17 protein-coding genes are annotated in these 22,354 nt (G+C 73.6%); 5 read left to right on the top strand and 12 right to left on the bottom strand.

The genetic code is table 11. The annotated features are described in order from the left end of the window. Positions 1-68: 68 nt before the first annotated feature. From ACZ4MH_RS24870 to ACZ4MH_RS24845, 6 genes are all read right to left on the bottom strand, one after another. Positions 69-1,004 carry a hypothetical protein gene (locus tag ACZ4MH_RS24870; protein WP_351599823.1) on the bottom strand — a complete coding sequence of 312 codons (936 nt, stop codon included), beginning with the start codon at positions 1,002-1,004 and terminating at the stop codon, positions 69-71. Between the two features lie 139 nt (positions 1,005-1,143). Continuing rightward, positions 1,144-2,685 (bottom strand): hypothetical protein, encoded by a 1,542-nt coding sequence (locus ACZ4MH_RS24865; protein ID WP_351599825.1) that lies wholly within the window; start codon positions 2,683-2,685, stop codon positions 1,144-1,146. 56 nt (positions 2,686-2,741) lie between these two features. Beyond that, positions 2,742-3,386 carry a pyroglutamyl-peptidase I gene (gene pcp, locus ACZ4MH_RS24860; RefSeq protein ID WP_351599827.1) on the bottom strand — a complete coding sequence of 215 codons (645 nt, stop codon included), beginning with the start codon at positions 3,384-3,386 and terminating at the stop codon, positions 2,742-2,744. Between the two features lie 30 nt (positions 3,387-3,416). Continuing rightward, on the bottom strand, positions 3,417-4,385 hold the full coding sequence (locus ACZ4MH_RS24855) for a DUF979 domain-containing protein (protein WP_351599829.1): 969 nt from the start codon (positions 4,383-4,385) through the stop codon (positions 3,417-3,419). After that, the gene (locus tag ACZ4MH_RS24850; RefSeq protein ID WP_351599831.1) at positions 4,382-5,089 is read right to left on the bottom strand and encodes a DUF969 domain-containing protein; all 708 of its coding nucleotides are present in this window, start codon (positions 5,087-5,089) and stop codon (positions 4,382-4,384) included. Before ACZ4MH_RS24850 ends, ACZ4MH_RS24855 begins: the two co-directional genes overlap by 4 nt. A gap of 99 nt (positions 5,090-5,188) precedes the next feature. Then, positions 5,189-5,866 carry a GntR family transcriptional regulator gene (locus ACZ4MH_RS24845; protein ID WP_351599845.1) on the bottom strand — a complete coding sequence of 226 codons (678 nt, stop codon included), beginning with the start codon at positions 5,864-5,866 and terminating at the stop codon, positions 5,189-5,191. A gap of 335 nt (positions 5,867-6,201) precedes the next feature. On the opposite strand from ACZ4MH_RS24845, the gene ACZ4MH_RS24840 reads away from it, so the two are divergent. The 3 genes from ACZ4MH_RS24840 to ACZ4MH_RS24830 are packed head-to-tail and all read left to right on the top strand — an operon-like array spanning position 6,202 to position 8,515. Beyond that, positions 6,202-6,966 carry a LamB/YcsF family protein gene (locus ACZ4MH_RS24840; RefSeq protein WP_351599833.1) on the top strand — a complete coding sequence of 255 codons (765 nt, stop codon included), beginning with the start codon at positions 6,202-6,204 and terminating at the stop codon, positions 6,964-6,966. A gap of 38 nt (positions 6,967-7,004) precedes the next feature. Continuing rightward, complete coding sequence (locus tag ACZ4MH_RS24835; RefSeq protein ID WP_351599847.1) at positions 7,005-7,646, top strand: 5-oxoprolinase subunit B family protein; 642 nt, start codon at positions 7,005-7,007, stop codon at positions 7,644-7,646. Then, on the top strand, positions 7,643-8,515 hold the full coding sequence (locus ACZ4MH_RS24830) for a 5-oxoprolinase subunit C family protein (protein ID WP_351599835.1): 873 nt from the start codon (positions 7,643-7,645) through the stop codon (positions 8,513-8,515). The genes ACZ4MH_RS24835 and ACZ4MH_RS24830 overlap by 4 nt, the downstream gene beginning before the upstream one ends. Before the next feature lie 134 nt (positions 8,516-8,649). Here the strand turns inward: ACZ4MH_RS24830 and ACZ4MH_RS24825 are convergent, their stop codons facing one another. The 5 genes from ACZ4MH_RS24825 to ACZ4MH_RS24805 form a co-directional block, all read right to left on the bottom strand. Further along, positions 8,650-10,020 (bottom strand): NAD(P)/FAD-dependent oxidoreductase, encoded by a 1,371-nt coding sequence (locus tag ACZ4MH_RS24825; protein WP_351599837.1) that lies wholly within the window; start codon positions 10,018-10,020, stop codon positions 8,650-8,652. Positions 10,021-10,035: 15 nt separating this feature from the next. Continuing rightward, on the bottom strand, positions 10,036-10,620 hold the full coding sequence (locus ACZ4MH_RS24820) for an XRE family transcriptional regulator (protein WP_351599839.1): 585 nt from the start codon (positions 10,618-10,620) through the stop codon (positions 10,036-10,038). Between the two features lie 85 nt (positions 10,621-10,705). Further along, positions 10,706-14,311: a hydantoinase B/oxoprolinase family protein gene (locus tag ACZ4MH_RS24815; RefSeq protein WP_351599841.1), complete on the bottom strand. Its 3,606-nt coding sequence runs from the start codon at positions 14,309-14,311 to the stop codon at positions 10,706-10,708. Between the two features lie 189 nt (positions 14,312-14,500). Continuing rightward, positions 14,501-15,625: a glycosyltransferase family 4 protein gene (locus tag ACZ4MH_RS24810; protein WP_467754691.1), complete on the bottom strand. Its 1,125-nt coding sequence runs from the start codon at positions 15,623-15,625 to the stop codon at positions 14,501-14,503. Positions 15,626-15,964: 339 nt separating this feature from the next. Further along, positions 15,965-17,389, bottom strand: coding sequence for a HEAT repeat domain-containing protein (locus ACZ4MH_RS24805; RefSeq protein ID WP_467754690.1), 1,425 nt, complete (start codon positions 17,387-17,389; stop codon positions 15,965-15,967). A gap of 363 nt (positions 17,390-17,752) precedes the next feature. Here ACZ4MH_RS24805 and ACZ4MH_RS24800 point away from each other — a divergent pair, with 363 nt between their 5' ends. Beyond that, on the top strand, positions 17,753-19,237 hold the full coding sequence (locus ACZ4MH_RS24800; RefSeq protein WP_351600595.1) for a PP2C family protein-serine/threonine phosphatase: 1,485 nt from the start codon (positions 17,753-17,755) through the stop codon (positions 19,235-19,237). An 85-nt stretch (positions 19,238-19,322) separates the two neighbouring features. Here the strand turns inward: ACZ4MH_RS24800 and ACZ4MH_RS24795 are convergent, their stop codons facing one another. Further along, positions 19,323-20,807 (bottom strand): DNA-binding protein NsdB, encoded by a 1,485-nt coding sequence (locus tag ACZ4MH_RS24795; protein ID WP_467754689.1) that lies wholly within the window; start codon positions 20,805-20,807, stop codon positions 19,323-19,325. Positions 20,808-21,041: 234 nt separating this feature from the next. On the opposite strand from ACZ4MH_RS24795, the gene ACZ4MH_RS24790 reads away from it, so the two are divergent. Further along, positions 21,042-22,175, top strand: a complete 1,134-nt coding sequence (locus tag ACZ4MH_RS24790; RefSeq protein ID WP_351600585.1) for an aminoglycoside phosphotransferase family protein — start codon at positions 21,042-21,044, stop codon at positions 22,173-22,175. Positions 22,176-22,354 lie beyond the last annotated feature (179 nt).

Here is a 22,354-nt window from a genome sequence, read left to right as displayed (position 1 = left end):
GGTCGGTGGGTGGCCGGCGCTGGGGGCCGGCCCTCGGTCGTGGGGTGCTCGCGGCGTACGGGGACGGGTCAGCCCGAGTGGAAGGGCAGTCCCGCGTCGGCGACCAGGTCCAGGTCGTCGGTGTCCTCGGCGGGCAGCAGCGAGGCGCTGCCGTCCGCTATGGGGACCACGCCCAGCTCCAGCAGCTCGGCCATGGCGGCCGTACCCGCCATGTCGCGCACCTGGAGCTGATACCGGGCGGTGGTGCGGTACGCGCCTCCGGCGTCGTCCCCCGTGCGCTGCAGGAACCCGGAGTCGACGAGGAAGGAGACGGCCTTGGCGATGATGCCCGTGGTCGAACCGGCCAGCCGCCGGGCGTCCTTCGTGGCGCCCGTCGAGCTGCGCCGGGCGTAGACCCGCCAGGACGCCTCCAGGCCGGGCGCGCCGCTGGTGGGGTCGGTGTTCTCGCCGGCCTCGGCGGCGCGCTCCTCCAGGCGGCGGCACGCCTGGCGGACGAACGCGTCCACGCCGTTGACGGTGATGCGGCCGATGTAGCCGTCGTCGGCGAGGTCCTCGGGGCGCGGGAAGGCCATCGCGGCGACGGCCAGGTGCGCGAGACCGTGCAGGAAGCGGTCGCCCGCGTCCGTGGAGGCGCGGCGGGCGTAGTCGCCCATGCGGACCGCGAAGACGGAGTCCTCGGCGGCCGTGACGGCCATTCCGGCGCGGGTGGAGACCTCCAGGACGACCAGGCCGAGCCCGGAGGCGACGGCGTCGGCGAGCCGCGCGAACGCGGGCTCGTCCCGATAGCGCCGCAGCAGCTCGCCGTACTCGACGTCGCGGGCGGGCAGCAGCTTGGGCTGGAGGCCGAAGGAGACCAGGCGGGCGGCGTCCGCCGCGTCGGCGGGGGTGACCGGCGCGGGGCCCTTGGCGGACGGCTCCGCCTCGGCTGCGGGCAGGCCCCAGCCGTCGCCCGCGGCGGCCGTCGGGTCCGGCCGCGCGGCGTCGTCGGCGTCGTACTCGGTCACGAATCAGGCTCCTTGCGGCTCACGGTCTCAACTCTGGTGCGCCCCTGCGCGGGCCCCGCCGCGGCGGGCCCTTCGGGGCGGGCGGCGTCCACGGCTCCGACGGCCCCTTTGAGGCGGGCGGCGTCCACGGCTCCCGGCATCACGCCACCTCCGACCGCTCGGCCGCCATGCCGGCCGCGTCCAGCAGGGCGGTGCCCACGATCAGGTCGGCGCCGCCGAACTCCGGGTCGACCAGCTCCGTACCGTCGTCCACGGCGAACAGCAGCTGCCCCTCGCCCTGGCGGTAGGCCGTGCCGACCGGCGGGCTGGCGGCGTGCACGGCCATCAGCGCGACCAGGTACGGCAGTTCGGGGTCCTGGCGGCGCGCTTCGGCGAGCAGTCCGGAGAGCCTGCGCGGCGCGTCCGCGGGCAGCGTGAGCAGCGCGGTCGCGGCGTCCAGCTGCTCCTCGCTGAACCGGCTGTCGTCGGGCGTGGCGATCAGATCGGGCTCGGGCATCTCGGCGCCCAGGTGCTCGCGCTCCTGGGGCGGGGTGAGCAGCATCTCGACCAGGTCGCCGACCCGGACGGCGGTGGGCGTGCGCAGGCCGGTGCCCTTGGCGAAGAAGGCGTCGGTGACGCGGGTGGACTGCTCGACGGGCAGCGGCAGTACGGGGGCGACGAGCTGGCCGTACAGGTCGAGTCCGGCGTGCGCGGCGGGCGGCGCGAACGCCTGCCGGTCCTGCTCGGCGCGGAAGAGCGGGCCCGCTTCCAGGAGGCGGGACTGCAGCTGGGTGTGGCGGCGGATGCAGTCCTTGACGATGTCGACGAGCTCGGCGGCGCGGCGCTTGTGCTCGCCCATCTTCGGATCCCCGCCGGCCTCGGCCTCGTCCCGGACGCGGCGGATGTTGGTCAGGATCGCGTTCTCGTGGCGGTACCGGTCCGCGACGTGGTCGAGCGCCTCGGTGATCATGTCGGGGACGGCGCGCAGCCAGTCGACCGCGCGGACGTTGCGCCGGGTGGCGTCGAGGGTCCTGCGGAGCGTTTCGGCGTACTGCACCGTGCGGTACCGCGCCTGCTCGGCGGCGAGCTGGGCGTCGGCGAGGCGGCCGCGGCTGATGAGCACCTCGAGCTTGACCTCGGCGGCGATCTGGGCGCTGGTGACGTCCGTGTCCAGCGCGCCCACCAGGACGTTGACCGCTTCGTCGGTGGTACGGAGGTAGACCGTGCCGCCGGGGCCCGGGACCTCCTCGATGAGCTTGAAATCGTAGTCCCTGCGGATGTAGTCGCCCTCGGCGGTGAACGTGCCGTAGACCGCGCGGAAGCCGCGGTCCACGCTGCCGACGTTGATCAGGTTCTCCAGGACCCAGCGGGCGACGCGCTCGTGCTCCGCCGCCGGGCGGCGCGGGGCCTGGGCCGCGATGCGGGGCTGCAGCCTGGCCACTATCTGTTCGTGGTCAGCGCCGGTGTCGAAGTCCATGTGGAGCGTGACCAGGTCGATGGCGGCGAGGGCGACCTCCGCCATGGCATAGACGCCGTACTCCCCCGCGAGGTTGGCCTTGCGCGCGTCGAGGTCGTGCAGCGGGGCCGTGCACGCGAGCGCGCGCAGCCGCCGGGCCAGGCCCTCGTCGGCCGCCGGGCCCGGCGCGGGCCGCGTCACCCCGCTGAACTGGGGCGGAGCGCTCTGGGGGGATGGAGAAGTCACGGTGAACAGATTAGGCCGTCGCACTGACAACGGACGAAACGGCACGGCCTGGCAGGTCAGTGTGTGGCGCCGCCCACAGCCTTGATGTCCTCGGTGCGCTCCGCCGCCGTGATCATGATCACGCGCAGCGCCTGGGCGACGGACGTGACCGGGAGTGACGGCTTGCCCTGGTCGGTGACCTGTCCGGGAGCGTACGGGACGTGCACGAAGCCGCCGCGCACGGCGGGCCGTTCGGTGGCGATGAGGTGCATCAGCCCGTAGAAGACGTGGTTGCAGACGAAGGTGCCGGCGGTCTGCGAGACCGAGGCGGGCAGCCCGGCCTCCCGTACGGCGGCGACGCACGCCTTGACCGGGAGCGTGGCGAAGTACGCGGCGGGGCCGTCCTCGACGACCGGTACGTCGACGGGCTGCGCACCCGAATTGTCGGGAATGCGCGCGTCGTCGACATTGATGGCCACCCGCTCGACGGTGACGTCCGGGCGGCCGCCGGCCTGGCCGACACAGAGGACGACCTCGGGGTCGGCGTCCGCGACGGCCTTACGGAGGGCATCGTTCGCCGCACCGAAGACGCAGGGCAGTTCGGCGGTCGCGATCTCGTAGCCGGGCGGCGGGTCGGCCGCGACGGCTTGGACGGCCTGCCAGGAGGGGTTGACGCGCTCCCCCTCGAAGGGGGCGAATCCGGTCAGAAGTACCCGGGTCATGGAGTGTTACTCGGTTTCGGCAGGTCCGCGTCAGAACGCGAAGACGGACATGATGACGATGTTGCAGCCCAGCAGCGCGACCGCGGTGGGCAGCTGGGCCTTGATCGGACCGTACTGGTCCTTCAGCTCCAGCAGCGCGGCGGGCACCACGTTGAAGTTGGCGGCCATCGGCGTCACGAGCGTGCCGCAGAAGCCGCAGAGCATGCCGATCGCGAGGATCGCCGGGGCGTTGCCGTGCGCCTGCTCGATGAGGACGGGCCAGCCGACGGCGGCGGTCATGACGGGGAAGGCGGCGAAGCCGTTGCCCATGACCACCGTGAACAGGAACATCCCGACGCAGTAGACGACGACAGCGGTGACCACCGAGCCGTGCGGCAGCACCGCCTCGGTGAGGATGCCGACCTGCTTGCCGACGCCGGAGACCGCGAAGATCGTGCCGAGGGTGGCGAGCAGCTGCGGCAGCAGCATCGCCCAGCCCATGGACTCCAGCATCGAGCGGCCCGCGTGCAGCGGCGCCGCGGCCTTCTTCTCGCGCAGCATGACCATGGCGAGAACGAGCGCCACGATGGCGCCGATGCCGAGCCCGAGGATGGTCTCGCTGCCCTCCTGGAGGAGCGGCGCGCCCCCGAGGGAGAGCTTGGGGACGAGGACGGCGCAGACCAGGGCGACGGCGGGAATGGTCAGGGCGGGGATGAACAGCTTGCTGCCGTGCCTACGGGCGCTCGCCTGCCGTTCCTCCGTGGTCGTCGTCCGGGGCTTGCCGCGCCCGGTGAACCCGAAGGCGGCCAGGCAGATCATCACGAGGACCGCGACGCCGAGCGGCTCGGCGGGTGCCGACTTGTCGACGACCCAGGAGCTGTAGACGAAGCCGGCGCCGAGCAGGCCCCAGAAGGCCGCCGTGCCGAAGCGCTTCGGGTTGCTGCGGTCGGCGGCCATCTGTACGGCCATCACCAGGAAGAGCGCGCCGACCAGCCAGTAGAACCACTCTGCCTTGATCACTTCGTGGCCTCCTGGGGGGCGGGTTCGACGCGGGCGCCGAGCAGTTCGCGCTCCAGCGTGCGGTCCATGCGCAGCAGCCGGCCGCCGTGGATGAGCAGCGCGCACAGCCCCGTCGGGATGGCCCAGAGGGCGAGCTGCAGCGGTTCGAGGTGGGTGTGGTACGTCGAGTTGGCGAAGCCGGTGATCAGGAGGATCGAGCCGACGGCGAGGAAGACGTCCTCGCCGAAGAAGAGCCCGACGTTGTCCGCGCTGGCGGTGAAGGACCGGATCTTCTCGCGGGTTTTGTCCGGCAGCGCTCCGTAGCGGCGTTCCGCCGCGCCCTCGGCCATCGGGGCGGCGAGCGGGCGCACCGTCTGGGCGGGCCCGAAGAGGTCCTTCAGGCCGAGCGCGGCGAAGCACTGGCGCAGCACGAGGTAGAGCGTGAGGAAGCGTCCGGTGGTGAGCTTCGCGAAGCGTGCGATGAGGTTGCGCGCCTGCTCCTGGAGGCCGTGGCGCTCCAGGAGGCCGATGACCGGCAGCGTGATGACGAAGATCGTCACCGCCCGGCTGGAGGCGAAGCCGTCACCGAAGGCGGCGAGCACCTTCTGCGGCGACAGGCCGCCGAGGAATCCGGTGGCGATGCCCGCCACCCCCACCACCAGCAGGGGATTGCGGCGCGTGGCGAATCCGATGATCACCACGAGAACGCCCAGAAGAACGATCACGGGACCGCCTTTCGCACGCAGAAACCCACGGGTCTCGTGGGGATGTGCCAGGACGGTAGAGGATCGTTCTACGATCCGACAATAGGCGGGTGATTCTCGTTACCTGCCGGAAACTTGCGTGGCGACCTGCTGGGCGTAGGCACTTGACAGCTGAGCCCGGGAATCGTCCAGGTAGGACGCGAGCAGCCGCTCCGCCTGGACCACGTCGCCGCCCTGCAGCGCTTCGAGGATCTGGCGGTTCCGCGTGAGATACGGCTCGTGGAAGCGGCGCGGGTCGTCCATTACGTGGAACACCAGCCGCAGCTCCGCGAGGACGCCGCGCATCAGCTCGTCCGTGCGCGGACTGCCGGCCAGCGCGACCAGCGCCTGGTGGAAGCGGATGTTGGCCGTCGACAGGTCCTGCCAGGACCGCTCCAGCGCGGCCCGCTCCCCCGCCACCACGGCCGCCTCGACCTGGTCCAGAGCGTACGGCGGCTCGCCCAGGCCGCGGACCACGGCGCACTCGATCATCCCGCGCACCCGGTAGATGTCGGCGAGGTCGTCCACCGCGACCACCCGCACGAAGACGCCGCGGTTCAGCTCGTGCACCAGCAGCCGCTCGTGCGTGAGCAGCCGGAACGCCTCCCGCAGCGTGTTCCGCGACACCCCCAGCGCGCCGCCGATGGAGTCCTCCGACAGCCGCGCTCCGGGCGGGAAGAACCCCTCCGCGATGCGGTCGCGCAGTATGTCCGCGACCCGCTCGGCGGTACTCGTCCGCCCCAGCAGCGCCCGGTCCATCGCCAGCCCGGCCGGCTCCTCCACGAGCCGCCGGTCGATCCCCTTCGCCACCTCGCGCCTCACTTTCGTCCCCCTGGTCACCGTGACCGCGTACGGCGGCCGCGCGGCCGCCCACAAGGGCACGCAGTCAATCCCAGATCGGCGAACAAGACAACAACCCTCTTGTCCTATCGTTCAACAATCCTCTAGCTTGATGCGGTAACCGGTCGGCCCGAGCGCCCCAGGAGGACAGCCGCTACGGAAACGGGCCGGCCGGCTCTGCCTTGCCCTGCCCACGTCCGGCTCTGCCGGCATCAGAAACGTCGGCCCCGCCGGCCCTGTTGGAAGGGACGCACATGACGGACCCGGTGATCGACCTCAACGCCGACCTCGGTGAAGGGTTCGGACGGTGGCAGCTCACCGATGACGACAGTCTGCTCTCCGTCGTCACCAGCGCCAACGTCGCGTGCGGCTTCCACGCGGGCGACCCCTCGACGATGCGCAGGGTCTGCGAGACGGCCGCCGAGCGCGGCGTCCGCATCGGCGCCCAGGTCTCCTACCGCGACCTCGCCGGCTTCGGCCGCCGCGCCATGGACGTCCCCCCGGACGAACTCGCCGACGAGATCGCGTACCAGATCGGCGCCCTGGAGGTCTTCGCACGCGCCGCCGGTTCCCGCGTCTCCTACGTGAAGCCGCACGGCGCGCTGTACAACCGTGCCGTCCACGACGCCGAGCAGGCCGGCGCCGTCGTCACCGGCATCCGGCGTGCGGCCGGCCCGCTGCCCGTACTCGGGCTCCCCGGCTCGCAGTTGCACGCGGCGGCGCGCGCCGCCGGGCTGCCCGCCGTCACCGAGGCGTTCGCCGACCGCGCCTACACGGCCGCCGGCACCCTGGTCCCGCGCCGGGAGCCCGGCGCGGTCGTCCACGACCCGGACGCCGTCGTCAAGCGCTCCCTCGGCCTCGCCCGCGACCACGCCGTCACCTCCCTCGACGGCGAGCGCGTGGAGGTCGACGTGCAGTCGCTGTGCCTGCACGGCGACACCCCGGGCGCCGCGGACCTCGCACGGCGCGTACGCGACGAACTGACGGCGGCCGGCGTCCGCGTGGCGGCGTTCGCATGACCGCACTCCCGGCCTCCGCCGAGGAGCGCGGCCTTCGTATGCGCACGCTGCCCGTGGGCGATCACGGCCTGCTCGTCGAACTCGACAGCGGCGCGGCCGTCGAAGCGCTCCACGCCGAACTGCTGCGCCGCGCCGCGGCCGGCCGACTGCCCGCCACCCGCGAGATCGTCCCCGCGGCGCGCACCGTACTGATCGACGGGCTCGCCGCACCGGAGCGGTTCGCGGCCGAGCTGGCCGGCTGGGACGTCCCGCCGGCCACCCGCTCCGGTGCGCAGACCCTCGAAGTGCCCGTCCGCTACGACGGCCCCGACCTCGCCGACGTCGCCGAACTATGGGGCGTCACCCCGGAAGAGGTCGTACGGATCCACTCCGGTACCGAATTCCGCGTCGCCTTCTGCGGCTTCGCGCCCGGCTTCGGCTACCTCACCGGCCTGCCCGAGCGCTATCACGTGCCGCGCCGCGCCACCCCGAGGACTCGCCTCCCGGTCGGCTCGGTCGCCCTCGCGGGCCCGTACACGGGCGTGTACCCGCGCTCCTCCCCCGGCGGCTGGCAGCTGCTGGGCACCACGGACACCGTGCTGTGGGACGCCTCCCGGGAGCCGGCGGCACTGTTCGCACCGGGCACCCTCGTACGCTTCGTCCCGCAGCCGTTCGACCCGCACCCGGAGGCGGCCCAGTGACCGACCGCGCATTCGCCGTCGTACGCGCCGGAGCACTGACCACCGTCCAGGACCTCGGCCGCGCCGGCCACGCCCACCTGGGCGTCCCGCGCTCCGGCGCGCTCGACGCGAACGCCCACCGCCTGGCCAACCGCCTCGTCGGCAACGCCCCCGAAGCGGCCACCCTGGAGACCACCGTCACCGGGTGCGCGGTACGGATGCGCAGCGCCGTCACCGTAGCCGTCACGGGCGCGCCCTGCCCGGTGACCGTCGACGGCCGCCCCGCCGCCTGGGGCGCCCCGGTGCACGTACCCGCCGACGCCGTCCTGGAGGTGGGCACCGCCACCTACGGGCTGCGCAGTTACCTGGCCTTCGCGGGCGGCATCGCGGCCGAGCCGGTACTCGGCAGCCGCGCCACCGACCTCCTCTCGGGGCTCGGCCCCGACCCGCTCACCGACGGCGCCGTGCTGCCGCTCGGCACACCGGGCGCGCCGGTGCCCGCTGCGGACGCGGTCCCGCACACCGGTCCGGCACGCGAACTGGTCCTGCCCGTCCGCCTCGGGCCGCGCCACGACTGGTTCACGGCCGCGGGGCTGCACACCCTCCTGACCGGCGTCTGGCGGGTGTCGTCCGCGAGCAACCGCATCGGACTGCGCACCGAGGGGCCGTCCCTGGAGCGCGCTCGGGACGGCGAACTCCCCAGCGAGGGCATGGCCCTGGGCGCCGTCCAGGTCCCCCCGAACGGCCTCCCGGTACTCTTCCTCGCCGACCACCCGACGACCGGCGGCTACCCGGTCATCGGCGTCGTACGAGAGTCCGCACTGCCCGCCGCCGCCCAGGCCGCACCGGGCACCCCGGTGCGCTTCGTACGGGCCCACAGCGGCGCCTGAGGGCCTTTCTCCGACCGGTCGTCCTACTCCTCGGCCGTGCGCGCCGAAACGAGGCGAACCCCGCGCGGCGTGCGGTGCGGCTGTTGCTTTCGGGGGCGGCGGATCTGGCGGGCTGCGAAGTGGTGGGGTGCATGTCAGCGTCCCGAGATGCGGTCGGCGATCCTGGCGATCGGGGCGGTGGTGGTGCGGCGCGCGGCCTCGCTGCGGTCCGCCGCTCGGTAGGCGGCGTACATGCCGTGCACGCCGAGCCAGCGGGCAGGCTCCGGCTCCCAGCCGCGGGTCCGGTGCCCCGTCCACGGCAGCCGGGTCAGCTCGGTGTCCCGTTCCAGTACGAGGTCGCGCAGGGTGCGGCCGGCCAGGTTGGTCGCCGCGACGCCGTGCCCTACGTAGCCGCCGGCCCAGCCCAGCCCGGTATTCGGGTCGAAGGACACCGACGCGCACCAGTCGCGCGGCACCGCGAGTACGCCCGACCAGGCGTGGTCGATCCGCGCACCGGCGGTCGCGGGCAGCAGGCGAGCCAGGGTGTCGCGCAGCGCCCGTACCGTCTTCGGGCTGGTCCGGCCGTCCCGGTCCACGCGGGACCCGAAGCGGTACGGGACGCCGCGCCCGCCGATCGCGATGCGGCCGTCCGCCGTGCGCTGCGCATACGTGTAGGCGTGCGTGAGGTCGCTGAGCAGTTCGTGCCCGTCCCAGCCAATGGCCTTCCACGCCTCTTCGGGCAGCGGTTCGGTGACCACCATGGAGGAGTTCATCGGCAGCCAGGTGCGACGCTCTCCGTAGAGGTCGCTGGTGAACCCCTCGGTGGCCCGGAGGACGCGGCGGGCCCGCACCGTCCCGAAGGGCGTCTCGGCGCGCCCCGGTGCGATGCGGGTGACGGGCGTGGACTCGTGGATCGTCACCCCGAGGGCCGCGACCGCCCGGGCGAGGCCCTGCACCAGCTTGGCGGGGTGGACACGGGCGCAGTGCGGGTTGTGCACGCCGCCCAGCGCGCCGGCCACGTCCACCCGGTCGCGCACCTCGCGCCCCGAGAGCAGGACCTCGTCCTCGTTGCCCCAGTGCCGGGACTTCTCGTGTGCGGCGCGCAGCCGCGGCAACTGGGCGGGCCGGTGGGCCACGCTCAGATAGCCGCTCTTGACCATGTCGGCGTCGATGCCCTCGTCCCCGGCCACCGCGATGACCTCGTCCACCGTGGCGTTCATCGCCCGCTGCAGCTCCCGTACGGACTGCGGCCCGCGCTCCCGTGCGTACACCGCGGGGGAACCCGCGATCTTGCCGCTGAGCCAGCCGGCGTTGCGGCCCGAGGCTCCGTAGCCCGCGAACTCCCGCTCCAGTACGACGATGTGCAGGCCCGGGTCGGCCTTCTTGAGGTAGTACGCGGTCCACAGTCCGGTGAAGCCGGCGCCGACGATGCACACGTCGGCGACGACCGGGCCGTCCAGGGGGTCGCGCCGGCTGGGAATGCCGGTCTGCCGGTACCAGAAGGAGATGTTGCCGTTCAACGTCATCGCGACCTCCGTCGCTCAGTAGCTGGGCGGGCTGATCACCCACAGGACCCTGGCGCCGGCGCCGCCGGTCTCCACGAGCTTGTGGGGGACGGCACTGCTGTGCCGGATGCTGTCGCCGGTCCCGAGGGAGAAGCGCTCGCCCTCCAGGTGGAGTTCGACCTCGCCCGCCAGCACGTACAGGAACTCCTCCGAGTCGCCGTGCGTGTAGGGCCGGTCGCCGGTCGACCCGCCGGGCTCGAACTCGCCGAGGAACGCCTCCAGGTGGTGCTGCGGGCCCGGGGTGAGCCGGAACTTGCGCCCCAGCACCCCGAAGGTCAGGCTCGGCGCCGCGGCCGCCTTCAGGACGCGCGGTCCGGTCGCGTAGTCCGCGGCGAAGAGATCGCCCATCTTCAGGCCGAGCGCGGCGGCGATCTGCTGGAGCGTGGCGATGCTCGGGTTGGCGATGGAGCGTTCGACCTGGCTGAGGTACCCCTCGCTGATCCCGGCGGCGTCGGCGACGGCCCGCAGGGTCCGCCGCCGAGCGCGCCGCAGGGCACGGAGCCGGTGACCTACGGGAACGTCGTCGGGCTCGTGCCGCTCGTCGGCGGTCTCGTGTGCCATGCCCGGGAACCTAAGACCCACCGGCCTCCGGGACAAGACTTCTTACACAGCGACTCAGAAGACTTAACTGCCGGGCCGCGCGCGGCTACGAGCGCCGTGGCGGCCCGTATCCGCCCCCGCCCGGCGTGCGGAGCACCAGCACGTCGTCCGCGCCCACCTCGGCCACGTCGCACCCCTCCAGCCGCTCCGTGCCGCCCTCCGCGCGCTCCACGCGGTTCTCGCCCGGTGCGCCCGGCCCGCCGCCCGCCATGCCGTACGGCGGCACCCTGCGGTGCCCCGTCAGCAGCGCCACCGTCATCGGCTCCAGGAAGCGGATCCGGCGGGTGACGCCGCAGCCGCCGTGCCACCGACCTGGGCCGCCGCTGCCCTCCCGTACAGAGAAGTCCTCCACCCGTACCGGGTAGCGCCACTCCAGCACTTCAGGGTCGGTGAGGCGGGAATTGGTCATGTGGGTCTGCACGGCGTCGGCGCCGTGGAAGCCGTCGCCCGCGCCCGAGCCGCTGGCGACCGTCTCGTAGTACTGCACGCGGTCGTTCCCGAAGGTGACGTTGTTCATCGTGCCCGCCCCCTCGGCCTGGACGCCCAGCGCCCCGTAGAGCGCGCCGGTGACCGCCTGGGAGGTCTCCACGTTCCCGGCGACGGTGGCGGCCGGGAAGACCGGCGCGAGCATCGAGCCCTCCGGGATGCGCACCTCCAAGGGCTTCAGGCAGCCGCTGTTGAGCGGGATGTCCTCGGCGACCAGGGTGCGGAAGACGTACAGGACGGCGGCCATCACCACGGAGCTGGGCGCGTTGGCGTTATCGGGCTGCTGGGGCGAGGTACCGGCGAAGTCGAGCACCGCGGAGCGCGCCTCCCGGTCCACGGTCAGCGCGACCCGGATCTCCGCGCCGCTGTCGGTCTCGTACCGGAAGGAGCCGTCGGCGAGCCCGGCGATGATCCGGCGCACCGACTCCTCGGCGTTGTCCTGCACGTGGCCCATGTAGGCGCGCACCACCTCGAGACCGAACTGCCCGATCATCTTGTGCAGTTCCCTGATGCCCTTCTCGTTGGCGGCGATCTGCGCCCGGAGGTCGGCGATGTTGGCGTCCGGGGAGCGCGAGGGGTACGGCTCTTCGGTGAGCAGCCGTCGCGTCTCCTCTTCGCGCAGCCGGCCGTCCCGTACGAGCAGCCAGTTGTCGAAGAGGACGCCCTCCTCCTGGATCGTGCGGCTGAAGGCGGGCATGGAGCCGGGCGTGATGCCGCCGATCTCGGCGTGGTGGCCGCGGGAGGCCACCAGGAAGAGCAGCTCTTCTTCCTGCTCGTCGAAGACCGGGGTGACGACCGTGACATCGGGGAGGTGCGTTCCTCCGTGGTACGGATCGTTGATCGCGTACACGTCGCCGGGGCGCATGTCGTCCCGGCGGCGGCGCAGCACTTCCTTGATGGACTCGCCCATCGAGCCCAGGTGGACGGGGATGTGCGGCGCGTTGGCGATCAGATTGCCGGCGGCGTCGAAGAGCGCGCAGGAGAAGTCCAGCCGCTCCTTGATGTTCACGGAGTGCGCGGTGTGTTCGAGCCGTACGCCCATCTGCTCGGCGATGGCCATGAAGAGGCTGTTGAAGACCTCCAGCATGACCGGGTCGGCGGCGGTACCGACGGCCGTGCGCTCCGGACGCGCCTCGACCCGGGTGAGCAGCAGGTGCCCGTGGTCGCCGGCGGCCGCCTGCCAGCCGGGGTCCACGACGGTCGTCGCGTCGTCCTCGACGACGATCGCTGGCCCGGTCACGGCGTCACCGGGCCGCAGGTCCTCCCGGCGGTACAGCCGGGTCTCCTGGCGCCTCCCCGCGACGAACATCCGTACCGTGTCCAGCGGCCACAGCTCGCCCTCCCGCTCGGCGGCGAGGCTGCGGTGCCCGGAAGTGCCGCCGGCCGCGCCGACGGCCTCCACGGAGGCCGCCTCGGCGATCAGCGGCTTGTCCATGGTGAAGGCGTACCGGGCACGGTGGACGCGCGCGAACTCGGCGGCCATGTCGTCCGCGCCGGCCAGCGGCACGGGGATGCCCGCGTCGGTGCCCGCGTACCGGAGGACGACGCGGGCCCGGGTGGTGATGCTCTCCTCGGGCACGCCGTCGGCGCGAAGCTCCTCACGGGTGCGCGCCGCGAGGTCGTCACAGGTCGCGCGGACGCGGTCCATGGTGTCGGCCGTCAGCTCGGTCTCGATGGACTGCTCGCGCATCGCGGTGGCGTCGGCGACCCCGATCCCGTACGCGGAGAGCACGCCGGCCAGCGGCGGCACGATCACGGTACCGATGCCGAGCGCGTCGGCGACCGCGCAGGCGTGCTGGCCGCCCGCGCCGCCGAAGCTGGTGAGCGCGTACCGGGTGACGTCGTGGCCGCGCTGCACGGAGATCTTCTTGACCGCGTTGGCCATGTTCAGCACGGCGATGTCCAGGAACCCGGCGGCGGCCTCCTCCGGGCCGCGCCGGTCGCCCACCGCCCGCTCCGCCTCCCGCGCGAGCGCTTCGAAGCGCGCACGCACCTCCTCCGGGTCCAGCGGCTGGTCACCGTGCGGCCCGAACACCGCGGGGAAGTGCGCGGGCTGGATGCGGCCGAGCATGACGTTGGCGTCGGTGACGGTGAGCGGGCCGCCGCGGCGGTAACAGGCGGGCCCTGGGACGGCGCCCGCGGAGTCGGGTCCCACCCGGTAGCGGCGGCCGTCGAAGTGCAGGACGGAGCCGCCGCCTGCCGCGACCGTGTGGATGTTCATCATGGGCGCGCGCATCCGTACGCCCGCGACCTCGCTGCCGAAGACGCGCTCGAACTCGCCCGCATAGTGCGACACATCGGTGGACGTGCCGCCCATGTCGAAGCCGATCACCTTGTCGTGCCCGGCCTCGGCGGCGGAGCGGACCATGCCCACGACGCCACCGGCCGGCCCGGAGAGCACCGCGTCCTTCCCCCTGAAGTGCTCCGCCTGCCGCAGCCCTCCATTGGACTGCATGAACATCAGCCGGATACCGGGGAGTTGCGCGGCGACCTCCTCCACGTAGCGCCGCAGGATCGGCGACAGGTAGGCGTCCACCACGGTGGTGTCACCGCGCGGTACGAGCTTCATCAGCGGGCTCACCTCGTGCGAGCAGCTGACCTGCGTGAATCCCGCGTCCGTCGCCAGCTCGGCGAGCTGCTTCTCGTGGGCGGGGTGGCGGTAGCCGTGCAGCAGCACGACGGCGGCGCTGCGGAAGCCCGCTTCGTACGCGGCGGCCAGCGCTTCCCGGGCCGCGTCCGCGTCGAGGGGCGTGACCGTCTCCCCGTGCGCGTCCACCCGCTCCGGTACCTCGATCACCCGGTCGTACAGCGCGTCCGGCAGCACGATGTGCCGGTCGAAGAGCCGGGGCCGGTTCTGGTACGCGATGCGCAGCGCGTCTCTGAAGCCGCGCGTGGTGACGAGCACGGTGGGCTCGCCCTTGCGCTCCAGGAGGGCGTTGGTGGCCACGGTGGTGCCCATCTTGACGACGGCCACCCGCTCGGCCGGGACCGGCTCCCCGGGACCCAGCCCCAGCACCTCACGGACCCCGGCGACGGCCGCGTCGTCGTACCGCTCGGGGTGGTGCGAGAGCAGCTTCCGGGTGACCAGCGCGCCGTCCGGCCGCCGCGCCACCACATCGGTGAAGGTCCCGCCCCGGTCGATCCAGAACTCCCAGCGTCCCGTCATGCGGCCATTGTGACAACGGACCGGCGAGCGGGGCGGCGGCGTGGGCCGTGCGGAAGGCGTGGACCGCGGTGTGCCGGCCGAAGTGCTCGGCGCGGCGGCGGGCCGCACCCGTGTCCCGGTGGCGCGCCGTCCCCGTGCGCGCTGTACCGCTGTGCTCCGTACCGTCGCGCCTCATGCCGCTCACGCCGCTCACGCCGCCACCGCCTCCCGTTGTCCCAGTACGTCCTCGTAGTGCGCCAGCAGCCGGTCGCCGACCGCCTCCCAGGTGCGGTCCGCGACCGCCGCCCGGCCCGCCGCCCCGTAGGCGGCGCGCAGCTTCGGACTGCCGGCGAGCACCTGCACCGCGTCCCGTACCGCGGCGGCGTCACCGGGTGGTACGAGCAGTCCGGTGCGCCCATGGGCCACCAGGTCCAGCGGGCCGCCCGCCGCGGGCGCCACCACCGGCACCCCGCTGGCCATCGCCTCCTGCACGGTCTGGCCGAAGGTCTCGTACGGCCCGGTGTGCACAAAGACATCCAGGGTGGCGAAGAGCCGGGCCAGTTCGTCCCCGGTACGGCGGCCGAGGAAGCGCGCCTCGGGGAGCGCCGCGCGCAGCCCCGGGGCGCTCGGCCCGTCACCGATCACCACGGTCCGCACCCCCGGGAGCCGCGCCGCCTCCCGGAGCAGCCCGACCTCCTTCTCCGGGGCGAGCCGCCCGATGTATCCGATCAGCACCTCGCGCCCGGCGGCCAGCGAGCTGTGCAGCACCTCGTCGCGGCGGGCCGGGTGGAAGCGCATGGAGTCCACCCCGCGCGGCCACAGGCGCACCCGGGGCACGCCCTGTGCGGCCAGCTCCCGGGCGGCGGCGGTGGAGGGGGCGAGGGTGCGGTCCGCCGCGGTGTGCACGGCGCGCAGCCGCCGCCAGGCCGCCCCCGTGCCGGCGCCCAGGTACGTGCGGGCGTAGCGGCCCAGGTCGGTCTGGTACACGGCGACGGCCGGCACGCCCAGCCGGGACGCGGCCGCCATGCCGCGCACGCCGAGCACGAAGGGGCTCGCGAGGTGGACGACGTCGGGCCGGTGCGCGGCGAGCGCGGCGGCCAGCCGGCGGCCCGGCAGCGCGACCCGTACCTGCGGATAGCCGGGCAGCGGCAGCGAGGGCACCCGGACCACGGGACACGGCGGGGTCCGCCCGGCCGCCGGGTCCTGTGCCGTCGCCGGGGCGACGACCAGCGGTTCGTGGCCGCGCCGCACCAGGTGCCGGGCGGTTTCCAGGGTGCAGTGCGCGACGCCGTTGACGTCGGGCGGGAAGGATTCGGTGACGATGGCGACACGCATACCCGTGTTGTCGGCGGGCCGTGCGTGGACCGGGCCACGGGGATCTTTCCAGCGGGGGAACGTCCCATGAGCGTTCTGTCGTCGGGACCCCGTGAGGCCTTGGGCAGTCGGGCCTGCCTCTGCCCGCATCGCCTGGGCCCTGTCCCGTAGGGACGTCCACGGCCGCGTACTCCGTGGGGTGGTCGGTCACGTCCGCACGAGGGTCGGCAGCGCGCCGTACGGAGAGCGACGACGCGCCACATGGAGGAGACAAGGGAGGAGAGCGGACCACGGGCCCCGTGGGGCGGCATCCCGGTCCCCCGTAGGGCGGCGCCCGGCCCCCGTAGCGCAGCGCCTCCGTCAGACCTCGGCCGCGTCCGGGCCGATCCGGCCCCGTACGGCGGTCTGGACCTCGGTCTCCTCGGCCGGGTCGGCGGCGAGCCGACGGAGCTGTTCGACGACGCGGGCGTCGCCGGTAGCGGCCGTACGGGCGGCGAGCTCCCGGGTGGTCTCCTCGCAGTCCCACAGGCACTCGACGGCGAAGCCCGCCGCGAAGCCGGGATCGGTGGCGGCCAGCGCGGCGGCGGCCCGGCCGCGCAGATGGGAGGAGGAGGTTTCGCGGTAGATGTGGCGCAGTACGGGCGCGGCGCACTCGACGCCGAGCCGTCCGACGCCGTCGGCCAGCTCCCACAGGCCGGCCGCGTCCGGGCCCTCGGCCTGCACGGTCCTGCGGAGCACGGCGAGCACCGTGTCGGCGTCCCGAGTGCCGCCGCGGCGGGCCAGCAGCGCGGCGGCCACGGCGCCCAGCCGGTCCGGGCGGCGGGCCCACACGCGGGCGCGTCCGACGGCCGCCACGGAGCGCATACGGCAGAACGCGCCGGTCGCCGCCTCGACGAGCTCCGGGCAGGCGAGCGGGTCGCAGGCCGCGGCCTCGATCAGGTCGAGCGCCTCGGGGTCACCCCGCTCGGCGAGGTGGCGCAGGGCAGCGGCGCGGGCGGCGTCCGGACCACTGCGGGCGGCCGCCAGCAGCTCGGGGCGGTCCTCGGGCCCGGCCACCGCGGCCAGGCAGCGCGCCGCCGCGCCGGTCCGCCACTCGGCGGGCCGCTCGGCACGGCCGTCCTCGGCCCACTGCAGGACCTCACGGACGCTCCAGCCGGGGCGCGGGCCGCTCGGCGTGAGCTGGCGCTGCCAGCGGTCGAAGCAGCCCTGCTCGCCGGCGGCGCGCACCCGGGCGCCGTACCGGGCGTCCTCGGCCCACAGCCGCCAGGGGCGGGGCTCGAAGGCGTCCCGTACGGCAGCGGCCAGCTCGGCCTCGCCCTCGGGGGTCTCGGGGAACCGGGCCAGGACGGCGGGCGCCAGGGAGGCCAGGCCCTCGTCGTCGTCGCGCAGGGCGAGCTCGTCCAGGGCCCAGCGCCAGTTGCCGCCGACCGCGGCGTAGCTGCGCAACAGGAGCAGCGCGGCGTCGCGCCCGTAGGAGGCGAGGTGGCCCAGGACGGAGAGCGCGAGGCCGGTGCGCTCCTCGCGGGTGTCGGTGCGGTCGTCGGGGTGGAAGAGGTGCCGTTCGATCTCTTCGAGGCCGCCGTCGAGCTGCATGTAGAGGCGTGCGTAGTACAGCGAGCGGTTCTCCAGCTGCCAGTCGCGCCGGGGGTCGCTCAGCACACTGTCGTTGAGGGCGGCCAGGGCCTCGGCCCGGGGCGCCGCCAAGGCATGCAGGGTCCCGTCGCCGCGGCCTCGCTGGAGGAGGCCGAGCAGGGTGCCACTGGGCGCTATGTCTGGATCGAACATGAGGTCAGCATCCGGTGCGGGGGACTGGCTGGCAACGGGATTTCCGCTGACGGGCATTCTTGCCGGTGTCCGCGGGCCGTATGCGTCGTTCCCCAGGGTGGATCGGCGGAACGACTGCCGTACGGCGGCCGAAGCCTAGCCCGGAGCGACGGATTCCGCAGCGTCCGGGCGGGTTGCCAAGGCGCAGCCGGGGGCATATGCCATGCGCACCACCGTATCGGGTCATGCCAAATCCCTTACGCGCGGTCGCAGCCTGTGCAACAGTCGTTACCGGCCCTTCCATCAGACATGGCCGACGAGGCCACAGACATGGCCGACGAGGCCACAGACATGGCCGCGCGCCGCCTGATATCGGAGTACGTCATGCCGTCCCATCTCTTCGCGGACCATCATCCCGCCCAGCCGCCCGAGCGCGGCGCGGTCGACGCACTCATCTCGCAGGCCCGCCGGCTCCGCGGTGGCCTGGACGCCGTGCGCCGCGAGGCCGCCGCCGAAGGTCACCCGGACGAGGACGCCCGGCTGCGCTGGCAGCGTGCCCTGTACGACCTCGCGGTCCACCACCTCGACGACCTCGGCGGACATCTGGACCAGCTCAGAGAGGGACTGCCGACCGGGCCCGTGGACGGCCCGGACGAGCCCCTGCCGCGTCCCGCGGCCCCGGCAGGGCCCGACCCCGAGGCGCACGCCCGCGGCTCGCTGCTGACCCGCGTGGGCAGCGCGGAGTGGAACCTCCTCACCGACGAGGCCAGCTGGTCCGAAGAGCTGTTCGGCATCTTCGGCCGGGAGCCCGCCGACGGGCCGCTCACCCTGGACGAGCTGCCCTCCCTGATCTTCTCCGACGACCAGCCGCTGGTGACCGCGATGGTCACGGACTGCCTGGTGGACGGCAAGCCGATCGACGGCGAATTCCGCATCGTGCGCGCCGACGCGAGCGTGCGCACGGTGCACATGGTGGGCGAGCCGGTGCTCGACGCCGACGGCAGCACGGCCTGCATGTGGGCCGTGCTGCGCGACGTCAGCGAGCTGCGACGCAGCCAGAGGGCGGTGCGCGAGACCCGTGACTCGCTGCAGCGTCAACGGCACATCGCACAGACCGAACACCGGCTTGCGGTCGAGCTGCAGGAAGCCGTGCTGCCGCCGTGGCGCGGCTCCCTGCGGTTCCCGCACGGCGGCCCGGTCGCCCTGGACCTCGCCGCCCGTTACCTCCCTTCCGGCTCCAGCGCCCTCATCGGCGGCGACTGGTACGACGCGCTGCAGCTGCCCGACGGGCGCACGCTGCTGAGCGCCGGCGACCTCACCGGGCACGGCGTGACCGCCACGTCGGGCATGGCGATGCTGCTCGGCGCGCTGCGCGGCATGGCCGTCTCGGGCCAGGAGCCGGGCCCGCTGATGGGCTACCTCAACCAGCTCCTGGACGCCTCCGCGCAGCCCGCCCTGGGCAGCGCGGTGTGCTGCCGCTTCGACCCGGCCACCCGCAGGCTGGACTGGGCGCAGGCCGGGCACCCCGCCCCGCTGCTGTTCCGGGACGGGCAGGGGCAGGCGCTGCAGCCGCCGGAGGGCGTGCTGCTGGGCGCGACCTCCGGGGCCGTGTACACGCAGCGCAGCGTGCAGTTGCAGCCGGGCGACCTGCTCGTGCTGTACACCGACGGGCTGGTGCCCCGGCGCCGTACGCCCGACGCGGACAGCACGCACGAAGGCGCGGAGCGGCTGCTCGCCCTCGCCCCCCGGTTCGCCGCGGCGCGGAGCGCGCAGGACAGCGTCCGAGCCGTCGTCGAGGAGTTCGGCAACGCCGAACGAGAGGACGATGCCTGCGTGTTGATCGCGCAGGTCGGTGAAGAGGGACGATGAAGAGCCCCGACGGGGGCTGACGGTACCGCCGGAAACCGCCCCGAGGTCCTGGGGGCAGCATCTCCCGCGGTGGTACGGAGGTCGCTCAGACCTGCCCGTTGCGGTCCTTCGGCTTCTTCTGCTTCGGCAGGGCGAGCCTGATCTCCTCGCGCAGGTCCTGGACCTTGGCGTAGTCGGCGTACTGCCCCGTCAGGCGGTACATCTCGCGCAGCCGGTCCCAGGTGCGGTGCGAGGAGTTCTCCCCGATCGACACCAGTGCCAGCCGCGCGTACCGATCCGCCTGTTCGGGATCGTTGGCGATGAACAGGGCGGAGGCCAGCGACAGATAGTCGAAGATCTGCGAGCGCTGGTAACCGTCCCTGCGCAGCGCCAGCGCCTGCCGCGCGTGCCCCTGGGCGAGCTTGGCGGCTTTGGGGTCGTGCTCGGCGAGCGTGCGGTACGCCAGTGCCTGCATCCCGTGCAGGTCGGCCTCGTCGAAGCTCTGCATCCAACTGGGCGGCGGCACGTCCCGCTTGTCCGAGACGAACAGCTCCTCGGCCTCGCCGAGAGTGCGCCGCATCGCCTGCCCGTGGCCCTTCGACGCCTGCGCCCACGCCTCGATCGTGTGCAGCATCGCACGCGTGCGCGGCAGGGTCTCGTCGCCGGAGCCTGAGTGGGCGAGGTTCATCAGGTCCAGGGCGTCGTCCGGGCGGCCCAGGTGGACCATCTGGCGCGCCGCCCGGGACAGCGCCTCCCCGGCCCGGGGGCGGTCGCCGCCCTCACGGGCCGCGTGCGCGGCGATGACGAAGTACTTCTGCGCCGTGGGCTCCAGGCCCACGTCGTGGGACATCCAGCCGGCCAGGACGGCGAGGTTGGCCGCCACGCCCCACAGCCGCCGCTGGAGGTGTTCGGGATGGCGGTAGGCGAGCATTCCGCCCACCTCGTTGAGCTGGCCCACCACGGCCTTGCGCTGCAGCCCGCCGCCGCGGGCCGCGTCCCAGGCGCGGAAGACCTCCACCGAGCGCTCCAGCGCGTCGATCTCCTGGGAGCCCACGGGAGCCGCTTCATAGCGGTCCAGGCCGGTCTGGTCGAGGGTATGGGGGCCGAGAGGGTTGTCGGTACGGGGTGCGTCGGCTGCCAGGGCCGGGTCGGCGTGCAACCAGTCGTACATGGCGCTGCTGAGCGCGGAGCCGGCGGCGAGCGCCGCGCCCGCGCCCACCAAGCCGCGTCGGTTGAGCATGAGGTCCATTCCCGTGAATTCCGTGAGGACCGCAGCCGTACGGTCGGGCGGCCACGGCAGGCCATCGGCGCCCTGCCGCTTCCCCGCGCGCCCTGAGCGTGCGAAGCCGAGGTCCTCGGTGGTTACGACACGGCCGAGGCGCTCGGTGAACAGGGATGCCAGGACCTTCGGCACCGGATCGCGCGGGGTCTCCCCCATGTCGATCCAGCGCCGGACTCGGGACGTGTCGGTCGCCAGCTGCGGGTGGCCCATGGCCGCCGCCTGCCGGTTGACCAACCTCGCCAGCTCGCCCTTCGACCAGCCGGCGAGCTGGAAAAGGTCCGCGAGACGGGTGTTCGGCTCCCTGTTCACGTCAAGCCCCCAGGTTCCTCGACTGAGTTGACAGTAACCGGCCGTCATGTGCCGGGCGAGCATTCGCCAGGGTTCGCCAGGGTGCGCCAGATGGTCTGCCACCCGTAGTCGCGTGTTCTGTAGAGACGCAGCCCCCGGCCCGGTGGCGGAAACGCATTCCCCAGGGTGTCGCAACCCTCACCGGGCCGGTGGCGCAACGCCACTCGTCGGCGCACGAAGGGACCTCATCCACCCATGTACGCAGCATCGTCCGCCGCGACCGCCCCGACCCGGCCGTACCGCCCGCAGCCCACGGGCAGCGGTCCGTACCTCGATCCCGCTCACTCCTCGGGAATGGCCGCCGGGCCTCCGGGCGGCCGCCTCCGGCGCCCCCAGGGAGCAGCACCACAACCGCTCAGCGGGAGACTCGATTTGTCCGGCCCCCAGGGCGCGCAGTTGCGCGCGGCGGTCGCCTCGGTGCAGCGCATCTGTCCGGAGTTCAACCCCGTCCAGGTACTGCGGCGGGGCGGGAAATCCGTCCTTCTCGTCGGCACGACCGGGCGCTCGACCGCGGTGGCGAAGTGTTTACTGGACCACTCGCCGGCCTGGGTCGAGCGGTTCCGGCACGAAATAGCTGCGTATCGCGCCTTCGTACGCCACCGTCCGCCGGTGCGCGTGCCGAGGTTGGTCGCCGCGGACCCTGACGACTGCACGCTGGTCGTCGAACGCATGCCCGGCCGGGTCGCGGCCGTGCAGCGGCATCCCACGGAGGCGCCGCCGCGTGCGGACGTCCGGGCCGCGCTCGGGGCGATCTGCCGGATCAACCTCTGGCGCCCGCCGGCCGGGATGTTCGACGCCCCCCTGGACTACGCGAACCGCATCGGGCGGTACCACGATCTCGGCCTGCTGACCGACCGGGACCTGGGCGACCTGCAGAAGCTGATGCACGGCATCGCGCACTCCCCCGGCCAGTTCTGCCACGGCGACGCGCTGCTGAACAACGTCCTGCTCTCGCCGGCCGGCCCGGTGCTGCTGGACTGGGAGCACGCCGGCTGGTACTTGCCGGGCTACGACCTGGCGACCCTGTGGTCGGTGCTGGGGGACGCGCCGGTCGCCCGCCGCCAGATCAGTCAGCTCGCGCAGGCCGCGGGCCCCGCCGCCCGGGACTCCTTCCTGGTCAATCTGATGCTGGTGCTGACCCGGGAGATCCGGCGCTACGAGACCGCGGTACAGCGGACCATGCGGGATGAAGTGCCGCCCGGTCCCACCGGTCAGGGACAGCCGGGGGCGCCCGCGGCGGGCGAGGAACAGCGCCTGCTGCTGCGGCGGCTGCACGACGACGCCCAGATGGCGCGGCGTGCGGTACGGGCGGCGGTCGGCACCCGCTGATCCGCCGACGGGGGGAAAGGGAGCGGCGCGCCTGTACTGGGGCGCGCCGCTCTTCTCTGCGCGCTCCACGGAGGAGCGCGCCGCTCCTGTATGTGCGGCGCCGCTCTCCTGTACGCGCTCCGCCGCGGCAGGGTGGCGTACGGTGGCGCGCTCCGGGGCATCACCCCCGAGCACCCCTG

Source organism: Streptomyces sp. NPDC026301 (genome assembly GCF_055567935.1).
This window is presented reverse-complemented; position numbering and strand designations above follow the sequence as displayed.

Coding starts and splice junctions, on each gene's coding strand:
- pcp (WP_351599827.1), bottom strand. CDS start 3,386: ATGACCCGGGTACTTCTGACCGGATTCGCCCCCTTCGAGGGGGAGCGC.
- ACZ4MH_RS24845 (WP_351599845.1), bottom strand. CDS start 5,866: ATGGACCGGGCGCTGCTGGGGCGGACGAGTACCGCCGAGCGGGTCGCG.
- ACZ4MH_RS24840 (WP_351599833.1), top strand. CDS start 6,202: ATGACGGACCCGGTGATCGACCTCAACGCCGACCTCGGTGAAGGGTTC.
- ACZ4MH_RS24835 (WP_351599847.1), top strand. CDS start 7,005: ATGCGCACGCTGCCCGTGGGCGATCACGGCCTGCTCGTCGAACTCGAC.
- ACZ4MH_RS24825 (WP_351599837.1), bottom strand. CDS start 10,020: ATGACGTTGAACGGCAACATCTCCTTCTGGTACCGGCAGACCGGCATT.
- ACZ4MH_RS24820 (WP_351599839.1), bottom strand. CDS start 10,620: ATGGCACACGAGACCGCCGACGAGCGGCACGAGCCCGACGACGTTCCC.
- ACZ4MH_RS24815 (WP_351599841.1), bottom strand. CDS start 14,311: ATGACGGGACGCTGGGAGTTCTGGATCGACCGGGGCGGGACCTTCACC.
- ACZ4MH_RS24810 (WP_467754691.1), bottom strand. CDS start 15,625: ATGCGTGTCGCCATCGTCACCGAATCCTTCCCGCCCGACGTCAACGGC.
- ACZ4MH_RS24805 (WP_467754690.1), bottom strand. CDS start 17,389: ATGTTCGATCCAGACATAGCGCCCAGTGGCACCCTGCTCGGCCTCCTC.
- ACZ4MH_RS24800 (WP_351600595.1), top strand. CDS start 17,753: ATGCCGTCCCATCTCTTCGCGGACCATCATCCCGCCCAGCCGCCCGAG.
- ACZ4MH_RS24790 (WP_351600585.1), top strand. CDS start 21,042: ATGTACGCAGCATCGTCCGCCGCGACCGCCCCGACCCGGCCGTACCGC.